The sequence below is a fragment of the Streptomyces sp. NPDC088915 genome (assembly GCF_044749825.1).
Lineage (GTDB): Bacteria > Actinomycetota > Actinomycetes > Streptomycetales > Streptomycetaceae > Streptomyces.
The window spans coordinates 241,446-257,747 of the sequence record NZ_JBIVIR010000010.1 but is presented as its reverse complement, the minus strand read 5'-3'; the positions used below and the strand labels follow the sequence as shown (position 1 = coordinate 257,747).

At 72.0% G+C, this 16,302-nt stretch carries 22 protein-coding genes; 9 read left to right on the top strand and 13 right to left on the bottom strand.

Annotation, left to right across the window (positions count from 1 at the left end):
- Positions 1-3: 3 nt before the first annotated feature.
- From ACIP5O_RS20310 to ACIP5O_RS20285, 6 genes are all read right to left on the bottom strand, one after another.
- On the bottom strand, positions 4-2,130 hold the full coding sequence (locus tag ACIP5O_RS20310) for a hypothetical protein (RefSeq protein ID WP_401295134.1): 2,127 nt from the start codon (positions 2,128-2,130) through the stop codon (positions 4-6).
- A gap of 132 nt (positions 2,131-2,262) precedes the next feature.
- A complete protein-coding gene (locus ACIP5O_RS20305; protein ID WP_401295132.1) occupies positions 2,263-2,850 on the bottom strand; it encodes a class IV adenylate cyclase in 588 nt (195 codons plus the stop codon).
- A 23-nt stretch (positions 2,851-2,873) separates the two neighbouring features.
- A complete protein-coding gene (locus ACIP5O_RS20300) occupies positions 2,874-3,521 on the bottom strand; it encodes a class I SAM-dependent methyltransferase (RefSeq protein WP_401295130.1) in 648 nt (215 codons plus the stop codon).
- Positions 3,439-4,077, bottom strand: a complete 639-nt coding sequence (locus ACIP5O_RS20295) for a hypothetical protein (protein ID WP_401295128.1) — start codon at positions 4,075-4,077, stop codon at positions 3,439-3,441. Before ACIP5O_RS20295 ends, ACIP5O_RS20300 begins: the two co-directional genes overlap by 83 nt.
- Positions 4,070-4,972 carry a radical SAM protein gene (locus ACIP5O_RS20290; RefSeq protein WP_401295126.1) on the bottom strand — a complete coding sequence of 301 codons (903 nt, stop codon included), beginning with the start codon at positions 4,970-4,972 and terminating at the stop codon, positions 4,070-4,072. The genes ACIP5O_RS20295 and ACIP5O_RS20290 overlap by 8 nt, the downstream gene beginning before the upstream one ends.
- A gap of 105 nt (positions 4,973-5,077) precedes the next feature.
- Entirely contained in the window at positions 5,078-5,770 is a 693-nt protein-coding gene (locus ACIP5O_RS20285) for an HAD family hydrolase (RefSeq protein ID WP_401295124.1), read from the bottom strand.
- A gap of 100 nt (positions 5,771-5,870) precedes the next feature.
- On the opposite strand from ACIP5O_RS20285, the gene ACIP5O_RS20280 reads away from it, so the two are divergent.
- Positions 5,871-6,647 carry an XRE family transcriptional regulator gene (locus tag ACIP5O_RS20280; RefSeq protein ID WP_401295122.1) on the top strand — a complete coding sequence of 259 codons (777 nt, stop codon included), beginning with the start codon at positions 5,871-5,873 and terminating at the stop codon, positions 6,645-6,647.
- Positions 6,634-7,101, top strand: coding sequence for an NUDIX hydrolase (locus tag ACIP5O_RS20275; RefSeq protein ID WP_401295120.1), 468 nt, complete (start codon positions 6,634-6,636; stop codon positions 7,099-7,101). Before ACIP5O_RS20280 ends, ACIP5O_RS20275 begins: the two co-directional genes overlap by 14 nt.
- Here the strand turns inward: ACIP5O_RS20275 and ACIP5O_RS20270 are convergent.
- The 3 genes from ACIP5O_RS20270 to ACIP5O_RS20260 are packed head-to-tail and all read right to left on the bottom strand — an operon-like array spanning position 7,083 to position 8,400.
- A complete protein-coding gene (locus tag ACIP5O_RS20270) occupies positions 7,083-7,652 on the bottom strand; it encodes an HD domain-containing protein (RefSeq protein ID WP_401295118.1) in 570 nt (189 codons plus the stop codon). The two genes, ACIP5O_RS20275 and ACIP5O_RS20270, sit on opposite strands and share 19 nt — an antisense overlap.
- A 54-nt stretch (positions 7,653-7,706) precedes the next feature.
- Entirely contained in the window at positions 7,707-8,159 is a 453-nt protein-coding gene (locus ACIP5O_RS20265; protein WP_401295116.1) for a nucleoside deaminase, read from the bottom strand.
- A 31-nt stretch (positions 8,160-8,190) separates the two neighbouring features.
- Positions 8,191-8,400: a GntR family transcriptional regulator gene (locus tag ACIP5O_RS20260; protein WP_401295114.1), complete on the bottom strand. Its 210-nt coding sequence runs from the start codon at positions 8,398-8,400 to the stop codon at positions 8,191-8,193.
- Positions 8,401-8,521: 121 nt separating this feature from the next.
- Between ACIP5O_RS20260 and ACIP5O_RS20255 the strand changes: the two genes are divergently transcribed.
- Positions 8,522-9,628 (top strand): hypothetical protein, encoded by a 1,107-nt coding sequence (locus tag ACIP5O_RS20255; protein ID WP_401295112.1) that lies wholly within the window; start codon positions 8,522-8,524, stop codon positions 9,626-9,628.
- A 406-nt stretch (positions 9,629-10,034) separates the two neighbouring features.
- Here the strand turns inward: ACIP5O_RS20255 and ACIP5O_RS20250 are convergent, their stop codons facing one another.
- Positions 10,035-10,235 (bottom strand): hypothetical protein, encoded by a 201-nt coding sequence (locus ACIP5O_RS20250; RefSeq protein ID WP_401295110.1) that lies wholly within the window; start codon positions 10,233-10,235, stop codon positions 10,035-10,037.
- Between the two features lie 116 nt (positions 10,236-10,351).
- Between ACIP5O_RS20250 and ACIP5O_RS20245 the strand changes: the two genes are divergently transcribed.
- Complete coding sequence (locus ACIP5O_RS20245) at positions 10,352-10,849, top strand: MarR family winged helix-turn-helix transcriptional regulator (RefSeq protein WP_401295108.1); 498 nt, start codon at positions 10,352-10,354, stop codon at positions 10,847-10,849.
- Positions 10,846-11,283 carry a MarR family transcriptional regulator gene (locus ACIP5O_RS20240; protein WP_401295106.1) on the top strand — a complete coding sequence of 146 codons (438 nt, stop codon included), beginning with the start codon at positions 10,846-10,848 and terminating at the stop codon, positions 11,281-11,283. Before ACIP5O_RS20245 ends, ACIP5O_RS20240 begins: the two co-directional genes overlap by 4 nt.
- Positions 11,284-11,328: 45 nt before the next feature.
- Here ACIP5O_RS20240 and ACIP5O_RS20235 read toward each other — a convergent pair whose 3' ends face one another.
- On the bottom strand, positions 11,329-12,006 hold the full coding sequence (locus ACIP5O_RS20235; protein WP_401295104.1) for a flavodoxin family protein: 678 nt from the start codon (positions 12,004-12,006) through the stop codon (positions 11,329-11,331).
- Positions 12,007-12,234: 228 nt separating this feature from the next.
- On the opposite strand from ACIP5O_RS20235, the gene ACIP5O_RS20230 reads away from it, so the two are divergent.
- Positions 12,235-12,426, top strand: a complete 192-nt coding sequence (locus tag ACIP5O_RS20230; protein WP_401295102.1) for a hypothetical protein — start codon at positions 12,235-12,237, stop codon at positions 12,424-12,426.
- Positions 12,427-12,459: 33 nt separating this feature from the next.
- Here ACIP5O_RS20230 and ACIP5O_RS20225 read toward each other — a convergent pair whose 3' ends face one another.
- Positions 12,460-12,858, bottom strand: coding sequence for a PLD nuclease N-terminal domain-containing protein (locus ACIP5O_RS20225; protein ID WP_356544221.1), 399 nt, complete (start codon positions 12,856-12,858; stop codon positions 12,460-12,462).
- A 90-nt stretch (positions 12,859-12,948) separates the two neighbouring features.
- Here ACIP5O_RS20225 and ACIP5O_RS20220 point away from each other — a divergent pair, with 90 nt between their 5' ends.
- The 3 genes from ACIP5O_RS20220 to ACIP5O_RS20210 all read left to right on the top strand — a co-directional run bounded on the left by ACIP5O_RS20220 (position 12,949) and on the right by ACIP5O_RS20210 (position 16,074).
- Positions 12,949-14,406 (top strand): menaquinone biosynthesis decarboxylase, encoded by a 1,458-nt coding sequence (locus ACIP5O_RS20220; RefSeq protein ID WP_401295100.1) that lies wholly within the window; start codon positions 12,949-12,951, stop codon positions 14,404-14,406.
- Positions 14,403-15,305, top strand: a complete 903-nt coding sequence (gene mqnP, locus ACIP5O_RS20215; RefSeq protein WP_401295098.1) for a menaquinone biosynthesis prenyltransferase MqnP — start codon at positions 14,403-14,405, stop codon at positions 15,303-15,305. The genes ACIP5O_RS20220 and mqnP overlap by 4 nt, the downstream gene beginning before the upstream one ends.
- 100 nt (positions 15,306-15,405) lie before the next feature.
- On the top strand, positions 15,406-16,074 hold the full coding sequence (locus ACIP5O_RS20210) for a UbiX family flavin prenyltransferase (RefSeq protein WP_365548484.1): 669 nt from the start codon (positions 15,406-15,408) through the stop codon (positions 16,072-16,074).
- Here ACIP5O_RS20210 and ACIP5O_RS20205 read toward each other — a convergent pair.
- A complete protein-coding gene (locus ACIP5O_RS20205) occupies positions 16,071-16,208 on the bottom strand; it encodes a hypothetical protein (RefSeq protein ID WP_163013768.1) in 138 nt (45 codons plus the stop codon). The genes ACIP5O_RS20210 and ACIP5O_RS20205 overlap by 4 nt on opposite strands.
- Between the last annotated feature and the right edge of the window lie 94 nt (positions 16,209-16,302).

Sequence of the window (16,302 nt, the reverse complement as noted above, 5' to 3'; positions counted from 1 at the left end):
GCGTCAGACTCCGTCCTCGCGGCCCGGCGGCAGCGAGAGCTCCCGCCAGGCGCGGATGTCGCGCGGCCAGTGGGTGGCAGCGTCCCAGAGCGAACCGCTGCCCGACAGGTGGCGGCCGGAGAGCCGGCGCAGCTCGTGCGCGAGCCGGTCGGCCACCTCGTCGTCGGGCAGTGCGAGCGGATCGGTGAGCAGCCATACGGCGTGCAGCAGCCGCCGCAGGGAGAGGTGCAGCTCGACGGCGTCGGCGTCGAGCCCGGCGGGGAGGTCGCCGGCCGGGTCCTGTCCTCCTGGTGGGGCCTGTCCTCCCGCCGGGGCCTGGCCTCCCGCCGGGGCCCGGCCGAGGGCCACGGCCCGGCGCGGATCGGGCCCGGTCGCGCCGCGTTCGCGCGGGTACGGGGCGGAGGCGACGAACCGCAGCCGCCCGAGCCAGCCGAGGACGTCCGGCTCGGGAAAGGTGGTCCGCAGGTGGGTGACGGCGTCCTCGGTGCGGCCGAGCGCGAGGTCGTGGTGGAGCCGGTACGGCCCGGGCCCGGGCCCGTAGTGCCGGCGCAGGGTCTCGTGGACGGCGTGCCAGGCGGCGTAGCGCGGGTGGTCGCCGTCCTCGAAGCGCAGCCGGTGCAGGAGCAGCGCGCGCAGCAGCGGGTCGGCGACGAAGTGCCGGGAGCCGGGCGCGGACGCGGCCCAGTCCTCGGCGCGCAGCCGGTCGCGGACGCGCAGCGCCACGTCCCCGTCGTGGGACTCGGACGGGAGCCGGGCGTGGGCCAGCATCCGGGCGGACTCCTCGTCGTGGGCGGCGGCGAGCACGGCGTACGGGCCGGGCCGGGACACCGGCAGCAGCTCGGCGAGGAGGGCGGGGGCGACGGGCACCGGCGGGGCGTCCTCGCGCAGCTCCACGGTCAGGTCGAGCAGTGCGCCGGGGGTGAGGCGGGGCTTCAGGTGCGCGGGGGCCTCCCCGGCGGCCCGCCCGAGCAGCACCACGCCCAGGGGGCGGCCGCCGGTCAGCCGGTGGACGGCGCGGGGGAGTTCGGCGGGGGTGCGGCCGGCCGGGTCGTACCGGTCGAAGGCGCCGCGGGTCTGGGCGGGGGAGAGCGGGGTCAGCTCGACGGCGAGGATGCCGGAGCCGACGCTCGTCCCGCGCGGGCAGGGCGCCCGGTGGGCGGTCTCGGGCAGCCGGAGCCGGGTGGCCTGGCGCAGCGCCTCGTGGTCGCGGACCCGGGAGGCGGCGAGGACGACGAGCCGGTCCCGGCGCCCCTCGGCGGCGCGGGCGCGCAGGATCGGTTCGACGAGCTGCCGGCCGAGGGGCTCGTGGGCGTTGTCCAGGAGGAGCAGGGGCCGTCCGATGCGGCTGCCGCGCCGGAACCCGGTGTAGGCGTGCAGCAGGTCCTCGGTGAGCGCCCCGACGAGGAACGCCTCGGCCTCGCCGCGGCGCCGGCCGCCCTGCTCGAAGTCGTTGGCGAGCTGCTGGAGTCCGGCCTTCCCGCGCCCCCCGGCGTTGCGGTATCCGCCGTACCACCCCTCGGCGGACCGCTGCATCCGCCCGAACACCTCCTCCAGGACGGTCTCGACGGTCGCCTCGGCCAGCAGCCCGGCGAGCGGGGCGGCGGTCTCCGCGAAGGTGGCGGCGAGCTTGGTGAGGACCTTGCCGACCCAGTGGGCGGCGGCGCCCCGGGCCGCGTCGACGGTCGCGAGGAGCGGCCCGAGCCGCTGGAGGTCGCGCCGGGCCCGCTCGTCGTCCTCCCGGGACCAGCCGATCGCGGCGACGGCCACGAGCCCGAGCGAGAGCCGCGGGAACCGCACGGGCGCGGCCCCGAGCACCTTGGGCGAGAACTGCACGGCCAGCTCGGACAGCGCTCCGGTGAGCGGGGTCCAGCCGGGCCCGTGATCGGCGGGCGGCTCGACGTGGGCGCAGTCGAGCAGCGCGAGCGGGGTGTACCCCCGGTACCGGTTCCGCACTTCTTTGAGCAGCGCGGTCTTCCCGGTCCCGCGCCCACCGGTGAAGACGGTGACCGGCGGATCGTCCCCGTGCTCGTACGCCACCCGCGACACCCCGTGCCGGGTGAGCCCGCAGAGCCGCGCGACCAACCCGCCGTCGTCCAGGACCGCTTCGCGGCCGTACAGCTCTCTGTCCACGACCCGCCACCCCCGTCACAGTCAACACGAGGATATCGACGGCGTGTTGGGAAAGCGGTCGGGTTTTCGACTCTGTTGTGGGGGCGTTGCGGGTCTGTGGCGGAAGTGGGGGTTTAGGGGGCCGACGGGGTCTCACTGACCCCTGACCGGAGCAGGAGGGCCCTCCTGCTTCTGCGCGTCGGAGAACAGGAGCGTGGGCTCGGCGAGGATGTCACGGCCGACCTCGCTCTTGTAGACCTCGTCGACGCTGCCGAAGCGGGCCTCGGCGTAGTCGAGGCCCAAAAGGGCGGCAGCCTGGCGGACGGATGCCTCGTCGGGGCCCTCGATCTCCACGAAGGTGGGAAGGTCGGGCCAGGTGTCGAAGTCGAAGGCGACCTCGCCCAGCCGCCACTCCTCGCGGTAGTTCTCCTGGTAGCGGACCTCGGCGAGTCCGAGACGGCGAAGGATGTCGGCCATGGCGTGGAGATCGCCGACCTCGGTCTCGATCTCGGTGGTGCCGTCGATCGTGGTCGCGTCGGTGACCTGCTTGAGGGTGAGGGTGGAACGGATTCCCTCGTCCCGCAGCCGGAGCCATGCGCCGCCGTCGAGTGCGTCGTTCTCGAAGATCTTGCGGGTGAGGAGGGTGTGGGGGAGTGCCTGTGTGGCGCCCAAGGCGGCCAGCTTGTCCTTGAGCGCGGCAGCGTCGATGTTCAGGAACTTGGCCTCGTACTCGTGCTTCATGCATGTCTCCTTGTCGGGTGCGGTCACTCGGCGGCACGGGCCGCGATGAAGAGGCCCATACGGTGCGTGTGGTCGTGAGGCCGACCGATGTGAGGGTGTTCGGTGAACCGGTTCGTACGAAGCGTCAGCCGGATGCCCCAGTCGTCACCGAAGTGGTGGGCGAGCCTCTCGGGTGAGGTGTAGTGCTCGACGAACGCGTGGTGTTGTTCGACCGGCATCATGAATTCCGCTCCGAACAAGCCCCCTTCGCGGACGAGGGACTGCATGCGGCCGACGAAGTCGGCGAGCGGGCTGCGGTGGTTGGCACTGTAGTGCCAGGAGCAGCTCGTCCAGACGGCATCGCAGGACGCCTCCGGGAGTGCCGCGGAAAGGAAGTCGGCCTCGATGACCTGGACCCGGCTGCGGAGACCTTCGATCTCGAGTCGGTCCATGAGGCCCGGAGCGTGAGCCCGGCTTTCACCCGGAAGGTCGACCTCGCCTCCGTGAAGGGCGAAGGGGTCGCGCTCGACGGCGATGACACGGTGTCCGGCGGCGGCGAGCGGCAGGACGAACTTGCCGTCGCTCGCACCGATGACCGCGACCGTGGCGTCAGGAGACGCGTGTTCTTCCAGAATGGCGAGGAACTGGGGGAAGAACGTGAGGGTGTGTTCCCACAGGCTCTGCGTCCGCACGGTGATGCCCTTCCTGATCGGTGGTGAGGATCGCCCGTACGACCTCTTCCGGGTTGCGGCCGGTGGTGTCGATCCGGTGCATCGGGAACCGGGCGTACGCGGCGGTGATCCGCGCCGGGGCCTCCTCGCTCAGGGCGTCCCAGGAGGAGTGGGGTTCGGCCCGTCGAGCGAGGCGTCGCTGTCGTTCGTCCTCGGCGCACAGCAAGTGGTACGTGATGGGCTGCGGCAGTCCGGGCGGGAGCGTGATGCCGAGGCGAGCCCCGAAGACCTGGTGGTTCGCGAGACACCGGGCGAAGTAGCTCTCGACCACCACCGGGGTGCCGGCGGCGAGGTGGTGCCGGATCTCCTCGGCGGCGGTGAAGAGTGCCGAGAGGTAGAAGCACAGGCGGGCCTCGACGCTTCCCCGGCCGTCCACCCGACGGCGCAGGGATTGGTAGAAGAGCGGCACGGTGGGCACCAGGACGGCTCCCCTGGCCGTTGCCAGCAGCGGGGCGACGGTCGATTTTCCGCTGCCGCGCAAGCCCTCCAGTGCTTCGAAGAGCGGACGGTCAGACACGGGCGTACACCACGTCCGGGACGGCGAGGGTGAGCTCGTCGGTGGCGGTCGGACGGTGAACGATGCGGCCCTCGGCCTTCTCGTACCAGAAGGCGTGCGCGTCCTTGCCCACGGCCTTGCAGGACATGGTGAGGGCACCGCGCGGGTCGGCCTCGACGCGCTCGATCTCCCGTGGTCCGCCGGTCGGCGCGCAGATCTCCGGCGCTCCGTTTTCGGACAGGTCCTCGTCGAGGCTGACCTCGATGGACAGCCCGGCCGTCCGCAGTTCCTCGCGAAGGCGCGTGTACGCGGTCGGGTCGCCGACCACGAGCTCGGGGTGGCGGACAGCGTTGCCGACCGGGCGGAGACAGTGGAGCTTGAGTTGACGGGCGCCGAACCTCTGCATGATCCGTGCCAGCGGTAGCACCTCACCGATGTTCCGTGAGGTCACGGTCATCGTCGCCGCCGTCGTGACGCCGAGTTCCCGGGCGAGGTTCAGGGTGCTCAGCGCGGCGTGGTAGCTGCCCTGCCTGCGCATGGCGTCATGGGTGGTGGCGACCCCTTCCAGGGAAACCCGCAGCAGATCGACGTACGGGGCGAGTTCGGTGAGACGGCGCTCGATTCGGTAACCGTTGGTGCAGATTTCCACCCGCATCCCGAGTTCCTGGCGAGTGCGGAGGACGACCTCGGGGAGCTCCTTGTGGACGAAGGGCTCGCCGCCGAGCAGGGTCACCGCCTCCGTGCCGTAATCCTCGCGCATGAGTCGGACGAGGCCGATCGCCTCCTCGGCGGTGAACGCGTCGGCGTGCTTCAGGCGTTCGCCGTGGAAGCAGTGCAGACACGAGAAGTTGCAGCGGTACAGAAGCTGCAGGTACAGCATCCGGATCTTGCGGATGCCGGTGACGTCGCGGATCACGTGAGCCTCCTGGGCCAGTGGGCTGCTGAGGATCCGATCGTGGCCGCGCGGAGGCGGACGGCATCACCGCGTACGGGGACGGGTCGGGGACGTCCCGGGACGTTTTCAGCGCCCGGCGATGAGCTCCAGGCGGCGCACCAGCTCGGCGGTGTCGGAGAGGTCCGGCAGAACGATCGCCGCGCCGGCCGCGGCCAGTTCCTCCTGGCTGTGAATGCCGGTGGCGACGGCGATGACGTGAGAGCCCGTGGAGAGAGCGGCCTCGATGTCCCGAGGAGTGTCCCCGACCAGCACGACGGTGCGGTCCTGCCCCGTTCCGTAGGAGAGGCGGACGCGTTCGCGTGCCACGGCCACCAGCTCGGGACGCTGGACGCCGTCGGACCCGAAGGCCCCTACGGAGAGGTCGACAAGGAGATCGAGGCCGAAGGCGGCGAGCTTCACCCGGGCGTTGGCCGCGATGTTCCCCGTGAGGACCGAGGACACCCAGCTTTCGTGCTCCGCCACGGCCTTGAGGGCGTAGGACGCGCCCGGCAGGGCCGTACCGCGTGTCCGCAGTTCCTCGAAGCGGTCTTCCCCGGCATGCTCCAGAGCTGCCTGGACCAGTTCCCACCGCGGCTCGGGAACGCCGTGCCGGAGAAGCATCTCCCGCATGATCAGACGGTCCGTGCGCCCCTCTGTGCGAGCCGGGCCGTCCGGTGCGAACCCCGCGAGCGCGGTGAAGGCAGCAGCGTAGATCTCTTTGCTCACGCCCGCGTTGTCGATGAGCGTGTGGTCGATGTCCCACAGGACGCTGAGCTGCATACCGCCAGCGTAAGCATTGGCTCGACGCCTTCCCCGTATCGCGGGAACGTCCCGAAGACGTTCTTGCCCCCTCCCGCGCGGCTCGGCTTGTATGACCTCTGTGAACGAGCGACTTCACTCCGTACTCGCCCAGCGCGGTGTGTCTCCCGAATCGCTCGCCGAAGCCTGCGCCGTGGACCCCAAGACCGTAGGCCGCTGGCTCGGCGGGCGCGTGCCCCATCCACGGCACCGCTTCAGCGTGGCTCGGCACCTGCGTGTCGAGGAGACCTTCCTCTGGCCCGGCCGGGCACTGCGCGGTGGCAGACCCGGCCGCGATCCGGGAGGGAGCGAGATCCTGGGGACTTACCAGAACCGTGCCAGCGTCCCCCGCGAGACGTGGCTCGCCCTGCTCCAGGGCGCACAGCGGCAGGTCGACGTCCTGATCTTCTCCGGGACCTTCTTCGCGCAGACGAATCCGCACGTCACCAGGATGCTCGCCGAGCGCGCGGCCGCCGGGGTGCGCGTACGCCTCTGCTTCGGCGACCCGAGGGGGCGAGCCGTCGCCACCCGGGGCCGGGAGGAGGGAATCGGCGACACCCTCGCGGCCAAGATCCGGGCCTCGCTCACCTACTACCGGCCCTTGCTGTCCGAGGCCGGATGCGAGGTGCGGCTGCACGACACCACGCTCTACAACTCCCTCTTCCGGTACGACGACGACCTGATGGTCAACCCGCACGTCTGGGGCCAACCCGCGAGTGCCAACCCGCTGTTCCACTTACGGCGAGCCGATGCCACCGGCTGGTTCGACAACTACGCTCAGAGTTTCGACGCCGTCTGGGCCGGCGCACGGCCATGGAGGCCCGACCATGAGGGGACCGCCGCGCATGGGCAGGATTGAGTACTACAACGACCCCGATGCCCCCAAGGCCAACACCCTCATCCCCGCCAGCAACCTCCTGGTCGTCGACGACGGCGGTGCCATCCTGCTCCAGCGCCGCCGTGACACCGGTCAGTGGGCGCTGCCGGGCGGTGCCCAGGACATCGGCGAGACGGCGGCCGAGTGCGCGGTGCGCGAGTGCCTGGAGGAGACGGGGATCGTCGCCGAGATCACCGGTTTTCTGGGCGTCTACACCGACCCGCACCACATCGTGGCGTACACCGACGGTGAGATCCGTCAGCAGTACGAGAACACCTACATCGGCCGTCCTGTCGGCGGTGAGCCCACGGTCAACGACGAGGCCGACGGCGTCCGCTTCGTCCGGCCGGCCGACCTCGACCGGTACGACATCCATCCCAGCATGCGCCGGCAGATCGGCGACTACCTCGCCGGCGCCTACCCCCACCTCGGCTGAGTCGCCAGCAACACTTTTACCCGCCCCACGGTGGCGAAGATTTCCGGCGCCGCCCGGCGGATGAAACGGCCGACCACGCTGTCGTCACCGTAGCGACCGAGGATCTCCGCGACACGCTCCTCGGCGGTGGTCCGGCCGCCGTCGGGCGTGGTCGTCATGTCGCAGTACACGAGCGCGTCCACCAGCAGGGGCTCCTCCAGTAAGGGAAACTCGGCTGCGAGCTCGTTGCTCAGCCCGCGTTCCTCGGCCTCCAGGAGGGCGAACGAGTGGTTCGCGACCAGCCGCACCAAGCGTTCGTCGGCGCCGTGCTCGTCCCGCAGGAACCGCGCCCCGTCCAGCGGGTGGAAGCCCGTCACGGCCAGCCGCGGCGCGTATCCGACATCGTGGAGCGCGGCAGCGGCGACGAGCAGGCCGGCGTCCTGGCCGAGAATTCGGCTTGCTGCGGCCGCACGTCCGGCCACTCCCTGCGTATGAGCCCACCGCCGCGGAAGCGGCCTGCCGAGTTCGGCTTCCGCCACCTGCATGGCCCACTCGTCGACGGGATCGCTCATGCGCGCTTTCTGCCCGTGGCGCGACCGACGCAAGCCCGGCCAGGGCATTCTCCGTTACGCGTCACCGATGTCCTCACTCCAGAGGGCAGGGTTCGCGGCGATGAACTCCCTCATGAGCGCGGCGCATGCGGGGTCGTCGAGCACGACGACCTCGACGCCGTGCGCGGCGAGCCACTCGTGCCCGCCGTGGAAGGTCTCGGCCTCGCCGACGACGACCCGGGAGATCCCGAACTGCCGGACGAGGCCGGAGCAGTACCAGCAGGGCGAGAGGGTGGTGACCATGGTCGTCCCCCGGTACGAGCGCTGCCGCCCGGCGGCCCGGAACGCGGCGGTCTCCGCGTGCGCGGAGGGGTCCCCGTCCTGCACGCGCCGGTTGTGCCCGCGCCCGAGGAGGGCGCCGTCGGCCCCGTAGAGAACGGCCCCGATCGGAATCCCGCCCTCACGGAGCCCGGCACGGGCCTCGTCGAGGGCGGTGGCGAGCCATGAGCGGGTCTGGTCCTTGTCCATGGGGGGAGCGTTCCCGCGAGGGCCGTCCGCGTCACGCGCCGGAGGGCGGGTCCCCTCCCTGGTCGTCCGGCAACGGGTCGGCGACGAAGGTTCCCTTGCCGTGGACGGTCAGGATCAGGCCGCGCTCGCGCAGGACCCGGGCGGCGCGGCGGACCGTCAGGTAGGCCACCCCGTACTCCTCGGCGAGGTCGCGCTCGGCGGGCAGGCGGGCGTCCTGTCTTCGGGAGGCGCCGCGGGGCACCCGGGAGTTCGAGCGCCGTGCGAGTCGCCCGTCTTCGCCGGAGGCCGCGACGGATGAGGAAACGGGTTGGCTTGCAGTCGGCGAGCTGCGACGATGCCTGTGTTTCCCAGGCGGAGGGCACTTGTTCGTTTTCGTGTGTGCGGGATGCGGCGCTGCGCTGACCACCCCCCTGTCCCAGGTCTCACTGCCCGTCCACGCCCGCCAGAGGTACGGGAACGGCGCCCGGCTTCCGGTGCTCATGGAGCCGGGGACGTTCGCCGTGGACCCGGACCCCTGGGGAGGGCCGTGGCGGATGTGGGACGAGATCGCCCCGGACGAGGCGGAAGCGCGCGGCATCTACGCGCCGGTCCACGCCCTGTCCGACAGCACGCCCGGGGCGAGTGTCATCGCGCCCGGCGACACCCGTGGGACCCGGCTGATTCCTGAGAAGCGCGACGGTGCCTGCTGCGGCCTCGACGGAGCCGACGGGCCCAACATGGCCTGCGAGACGTGCGGCCTCCCCGTGGCGACCAGGGTCGACGACTGCTCGCTCTGGCAGCAGGTGCGGCTCAGCCCGGACGCCGTGCGCCGCGTCCCCGTCGACGGAGTCCACGCCGCGCCCCTCTCCTGGACGGAGCTGGCGGAGAGGGGTGAGGAGACGCCCCCGTTCGAGCCGATCGCCACGTGGGGAGGACGGTCGGGATCGGGCCCCTACTGGTCGTGGAGCCCGCAGTGGGAGGCGGCGGCCGGCCACGCGCTCGCCCATCTCCTGGTCGCCTCCCAGGGGCAGCCGGTCAGGGTCCCGGGCGGTCCGGTCGCGGACGTGTTCCAACGCGCGCTTGACGCCCTGCTGCCGGCAGGTCCTCCGACGCGGCGCGCCGTTCTGGCCGGACCGGGGCAGCCCTCCCCGGACGCGGGCGCCGACATCCTCCTCGTACCGGTCCACCCCCGGACAGGCCGGACCTGGGCCCCCGCCGGCCCGGCTGCGCCGGCCCACCCCGTGCCCCTGCCGCTGGGGGTGTGGCTGTGGCTGGTCTCTCCCCGGCCCTACCCGCCGGTTCCCGCGTCGGGCCGCATGCCCGAGGACGTACTCCGCGAAGACCCGCCCCCGCCGCTCCCCCGCCACTCGTTCCGAGCCGACCGGGAAACGTTCCGGCACACCCTGGTCCGGCTGCCGGCCGTTCGCAGCCCGTGGCTGCGAACGATTCTCGACGACCTCCCCCGGGGCACAGCGGCCGGCCTCTTCTGACCCCCGGCCATCGAACAGCACCGGACTTCCGTACCTCCCGGAGCGGCCGGCATCCGCGTCGTCCCATTCGACGGGCGACCGGACCCCCTCGTCGGGCGAGCTTCTCCTCGAAGGCCTGCCCCGACCCGGGTGCGAAGCCCGACTCCGCCAGCACGTCCTCGCGGGGCGGCAGACTCCGCTGCCCGAGTTCGGCGTCGAGGGCCGAGGCGACCCCGCCCCATCCGTCTTCCTCGTCCCCGAACCGTTCTTCCCGTGGTCATTCACGTGGGCCGTCTCGGCTGACGCCCCCGTCCTTGCCCTCCCCCGCGGGTGCGTCGGGGCTTCCCCTGTGCCGGTACTGCCGGTACTGCCGGGACCACAGCGCCACCGACAGCCATGCGCGCCTGTCCCCGTGCGCGAGTCCGTGTCACATGCCGGTGCGGTTCAGGCGCCCCGTACGGATCGGGTCCCGCACCCGTTCCGCTCCGGGCAGGGCCTCCCCGCACCACAGGGTCACCGTGAGGTCGACGAGGCCGGCCCCGTGGGCGGAGCCCCAGAAGTCGTCGTCGTCCTCGTCCGAGGTCAGCGTGTACCTCTGTCCTTCGCCCGCCTGGCCTGCCGCCCGCATCGCACCCCCTGGTGAAGCGCCGAGTCCGTTGTCGCTCGCCGCGCCCTTCGCGGCCATGCCGTCGCGCCCGCCGAAAAATAGTAGCCATGGCTATAGTAGCCATGTACTTTATTGATATGAGCGAGGTCTCCCCGGGTCCCACGCCCGGTTTCCTGGTGTGGCGGCTCGCCAACAAATGGCGCGTCGCGGTCGATCGCGCGGTGGCCCCGCTGGGCCTCACCCACGCGCAGTACTCGCTGGTCGCCTCGCTGTACGGCATGCGGCGCACCGGCGAGCGGCCCAGTCAGCGCCGGCTCGCCGACCAAACCGGCCTGGAGGCGCTGTACGTCTCGAAGCTGGCGCGCGCCCTGGAGGCGGCCGGGCTGGTCGAGCGCACGCGCGACCCCCGCGACCCGCGCGCCGTGCAACTCGCCCTCACCGAGCAGGGCCGGACCGTCACGCGGCAGGCCATCGGGGTGGTCCAGGAGCTGCTCCGGCAGTTGCTGGAGCCGCTCGGCGGCCTCGACGCCCCGCGGACCCGCGCGTTCACCGAGGAGCTGACGGCCCTGCTCGACGTACCCCTCGCTCCGTCCCCGTCGACGAACGACCAGAGCACCCGGAGGGAAACACCATGACCGCCACCACCGCCGACTCCCGCGCCCTCGCCCTGGCGCACTACGCCGCCCGCGGCGTCCTGGAGCACGTCCTCGCCCGGCACGGCGTCACGTTCCAGCAGCAGGTCGCCCTGCGCGCCGCCGCCACCGCCGAGGGCCCGCAGACGCCGGACGGCCTCGTCGCCCTGGTCCGGGGCCTCCTCAAGGCCGATCCGGACGGCGTCCGCGCCACCCTCGACGACCTGCTGGCCCAGCGGCTGCTCGTCGCGGACGGCGCGCACCTCCGCCCCACGGCCGCGGGGCGCGACCTGCTCGCCGCCGTCGGCGCGGAGACCGCCCCCGTCAGCGCCCGCATCTGGGGCGGGATCCCCGCCGAGGACCTGGCCGCCGCCGGCCGCGTCCTCGCCCTGGTCACCGCACGCGCCGACGCGGAACTCGCGGCGCTGACCGCCTGACCTTCCGCGTCGTAGGTCCCGGCGCGGCGCCCGACCGGCCGCGTCCTACGCGACCGCCTCCGCCCCCTCCTCGTACGGGAACAGCGCCAGCGGCGCCTCCTCCTGGAAGAAGGTCTTCGCGCGGATCAGGGCCCGGGTGTCGGCGCGGACGCGGCCCGCGCGGGAGCCCGTGCCCGTCAGGACGCCGCCGAAGTGCATGCGGAGGTAGGCGGCCGAATGGTTCAGGGAGGTGACCAGGCCCCCGGCGACGACGTGCTCGTCGTGGGCCAGGGCCGTCACGCCCCACAGGGTGCCGCCCGCCATGCGCTCCTTGAAGTCCGAGCCGGGGACGTTCAGCCAGCCCGACCAGTAGTCGAGGTAGCGCTTGATCTGGGCCGAGAGGCTGTACCAGTACAGGGGCGACACGATGACCACGTCGGTCGCCGCCGCCGTCGCCTCCAGGAGCATCTTCTCCGTCTCGTTCGTCGGCGGGCCCGAGACCTCGTGCCGCCCGTCCCGGAAGTCCGGCAGCGACAGCTCGTTCAGGTCCACCCAGCGCTGCGGGACGCCGGCCGGCAGGTGCGCCGCCGCCTCGCGCGCCAGGATCTCCGAGTTGCCGTCCGCGCGGGAGCTGCCCAGGACGAAGAGGAACGAGCGGTTCGAGAAGTCCCGGATCCCGGGGGAGGAGGTGGGGGGCTCCGCGGACTCGGGGGGTTCCGGGGCGTGCGGGGTGTCCAGGGCCATGGCTGCTGCTCCGTCTCGTGAGGTGTCCGGTGCCAACTCCGGTCCCCGCGGAGGTATTCCGTCCCCCGGGGCGCCGCCCGGACCCGTCCGCCCCCGCCCCCTGCCGCCGATCGGCTGAGCCTCGGCGTCCCCACCGGCCCGGTGCGCGCACGTCGGGCGGGGCGCGCCCTAGCTTGCGGAGTGCCCGCCCTTCCGCGGCGCACCCCGTCGTTCTACCGAGAGGTCCCCATGCGTTCCCTGCTGACCGCCCTCGCCGTCGGTGCCATCGTCCTCGGCTCCGCCGGTGCCGCCAGCGCCGACGTGTACGTCGACTACGAGCCGGAGCCCTCGTACACCTTCGTCTTCGGCGACTGGTTCCAGTTCGCGGAGGACGACGTCTTCAACGCCGGACACGACAACACCGTCGGCTCCGACGACTGATCCCTCGCGCGGGCCGGGGGTCCCCCCGGCCCGTCAGCCCTCGTTCTCCTCGCCGCGCTCGCGGCGCTTCAGCTCCTCCTCGCGGCGGCGCAGGTCCGCCTCCCAGTCCTTGAGGAGGGCGTCGTCGTCGGCCTTCGCGCCGGCCTCGTCGTCCTTGAGCGACTTCAGGAACTCCGGGTTGTCGTCCGGCGCCACCCAGCCGCCCGCACCGCCCGCGCCCCGCGCTCCGGGCGCACCGCGCCGGCTCCCCGTCCCGCGCTCCTTGCCCGCGGCGATCCAGCCGATCGCGCCGACGATCGAGAACAGCAGGATCACGATGGCCCACACCGGCTTCGGAAGGTGCTTGACCTCTTCCTCCGGGGTGTTCAGGCAGTCGATGAAGGCGTAGATCATCAGCGCCAGCGGCAGGATGAACAGCAGCGCCCTGAGCATGTGGGACAGCCCCCCGGAAGCGGTGGCGGGGGCGCGCTTCGGCGGCCCCGGTGACAGGTCAAGGGTAGCCGGTGACCGATACTTGCCCCTATGGCTCACGACGATCTCCGCTCGCTGCTCAGGGCCCTCGAGCGCGAAGGCGACCTCAAGCGCATCAAGGCCGAAGTCGACCCGTACCTGGAGGTCGGGGAGATCGTCGACCGCGTGAACAAGGCGGGAGGCCCGGCGCTCCTCTTCGAGAACGTCAAGGGCTCCTCCATGCCGCTCGCGATGAACGTCTTCGGGACGGACCGCCGGCTGCTCAAGGCGCTCGGCCTGACGTCGTACGGCGAGATCAGCGAGAAGATCGGCGGCCTCCTCAAGCCGGAGCTGCCGCAGGGCTTCGTCGGGGTCCGCGAGGCCTTCGGCAAGCTCGGCTCGATGGTCCACGTGCCGCCGAAGAAGGTGAAGTCCGGCGACGCCCCCGTCCAGGAGGTCGTCCTCACCGGCGACGACGTCGACCTGGAGAAGCTGCCCGCGCTCTTCACCTGGCCCAAGGACGGCGGCTCCTTCTTCAACCTGGGGCTCACCCACACCAAGCACCCCGAGACCGGCGTGCGGAACCTCGGCCTCTACCGGCTCCAGCGGCACGACAAGCGCACCATCGGCATGCACTGGCAGATCCACAAGGACAGCCGGAACCACTACGCGGTCGCGGCCGAGCGCGGCGAGCGCCTCCCGGTCGCCATCGCCTTCGGCTGCCCGCCGGCCGTGACGTACGCCTCGACGGCCCCGCTGCCCGGCGACATCGACGAGTACCTCTTCGCCGGCTTCGTGCAGGGCAAGCGGATCGAGATGGTCGACTGCAAGACCGTCCCGCTCCAGGTCCCGGCGCAGGCCGAGGTCGTCGTCGAGGGCTGGCTGGAGCCGGGCGAGATGCTCCCCGAGGGCCCCTTCGGCGACCACACCGGCTTCTACACCCCGCAGGAGCCCTTCCCCGCCCTCACGATCGACTGCGTCACCATGCGGAAGCGCCCGCTGCTCCAGTCGATCGTGGTCGGCCGGCCGCCGACCGAGGACGGGCCGCTCGGGCGGGCCACGGAGCGCTTCTTCCTGCCCCTGCTCAAGATCATCGTGCCGGACATCGTGGACTACCACCTGCCGGAGTCCGGCGGCTTCCACAACTGCGCGATCGTCTCGATCGACAAGAAGTACCCGAAGCACGCGCAGAAGGTCATGCACGCCATCTGGGGCGCGCACATGATGTCGCTGACCAAGCTGATCGTCGTGGTCGACAAGGACTGCGACGTGCACGACCTGCACGAGGTCGCCTGGCGGGCCCTCGGGAACACCGACTACGCCCGTGACCTCACCGTCGTCGAGGGGCCGGTCGACCACCTCGACCACGCCTCCTACCAGCAGTTCTGGGGCGGCAAGGCGGGCATCGACGCCACGAAGAAACTCCCCGAGGAGGGCTACACCCGGGACGGCGGCTGGCCGGACATGGTCGAGTCGGACCCGGCGACGGCCGCCCTGGTGGACCGGCGCTGGAAGGAGTACGGGCTGTGACCACCGCCGCCGTACCGGGCGCCCAGCCCGGACGCACCAAAGCCTTCCTGCGGCTCGTGATGATCGAGCACTCGGTCTTCGCGCTGCCCTTCGCGTACATCGCCGCGCTCACCGCGATGTTCCGGGTCGACCGGCACGTCCACTGGTGGGCGCTGCTGCTCGTCACCGTCTGCATGGTGGGGCTGCGGACCTTCGCCATGGCCTGCAACCGGATCATCGACCGCGAGATCGACGCGCGCAATCCCCGCACCGCCAACCGCGAGCTGGTCACCGGCGCGGTCTCCGTGCGCTCGGCGTGGACCGGGGCCGGGGTCGCCGTCGTGGTGTTCCTCGGCGCCGCCGCCCTGCTCAACCCCCTCTGCCTGGCGCTCGCGCCGCTCGCCGTCGTGCCGATGGTGGTCTACCCGTACGGGAAGAGGTTCACGAACTTCCCGCACGCGATCCTGGGGCTCGCCCAGGCCATGGGTCCCGTCGGGGCCTGGCTGGCGGTGACCGGGGAGTGGTCCTGGGACGCGGTGATCCTGGGGCTCGCGGTGGGCGTGTGGATCGGCGGCTTCGACCTGATCTTCGCCTGCCAGGACGTGCAGGCGGACCGGGCGCACGGCGTGAAGTCGGTCCCGGCCCGCTTCGGGATCCCGGCCGCCCTGTGGGGCGCGCGCGGCTCGGCGGTCGTGACGACCGGACTGCTCGTCTGGTACGCGCTCGCCACCGGCGCCGGGCTCTTCTTCTGGGTCGGCCTGGCGGTCGTCGTGGTGGCGTTCTGCTACGAGCACACGATCGTGAAGCCGCACGACCTGTCCCGGCTGAACCGCGCGTTCTTCACGACGAACGGCTTCATCGGGATCAGCCTGTTCGTCTGCGCGCTCCTCGACCTGCTGGTCCGCGGGCTCACCCCGTAGCCCCGTAGCCCTGAAGTCCCGGACCCGTCCCGGACCCGTCCCGGACCCGTCCCGGACCACCCCGGATCGTCCCGGACCCCTCACGGATAGGCTCGACGGCATGAACGACGGCAAGCGCACCCCCTGGATCGTGGGGGTTTCCGGGGCGTCGGGCACGCCGTACGCCGCCGCCGTCCTGAGGGGGCTGCTCGCCGCCGGGGAGAGCGTCGACCTGGTCGTGTCCCGGGCCTCGCGGCTCACGCTGCTCGACGAGACCGGGATCTCCTTCCGGGACGCCCACTGGCGCGAGGACCTGGCGGCCTGGCTGGCGCGGGGCGCCGACGGGAAGCCGGACACCTTCGAGGTGGACCTGGCGGACGTGCGGTACTGGCCGGCCGGGGACCTGGGCGCGGGCCCGTCCTCGGGGTCGTACCCGGCGAAGGGGATGCTGGTGGTGCCCGCCTCGACCGCCGCGGTGGCGGGAGTGGCCCTGGGGCTCTCGAAGGACCTGCTGCAGCGGGTCGCGAGCGTGACGCTGAAGGAGCGGCGGCCGCTGGTGGTCGCCGTGCGGGAGACCCCGCTCAACGGGCAGACGCTGAAGCACATGGTGGCGCTGGACGAGGCGGGCGCCGTGGTGCTGCCCGCCTCTCCGGCGTTCTACGCGGGGGCGACGCACATCCAGGACCTGGTGGACTTCGTCGCCGGGCGGGTACTGGACGCGGCGAAGGTGCCGCACCGGTTGTACCGCCGCTGGGAGGGAGAGCTGGGTGCGGCTCTCCGGTCTGATTAGCGCTTCTTCGCGCGCTTCTGAGGAGCGCGCTTCGAGGCGGGGACGGGCTGGTGGGCACGCGAGCGGTTGGCCAGGTCCTGCAGCTCGCGCATGCGGGCGTAGGCCATCTCGATCGTGTACACGGTGAACACCACTCCTGAAAGATCGTCTTTGATCTGTTGAAAGATTCACAGGGCGTCTCCCCTGTGTACCTTAGATTCTATACCTAAACTCGCGGTATCGCTGGAC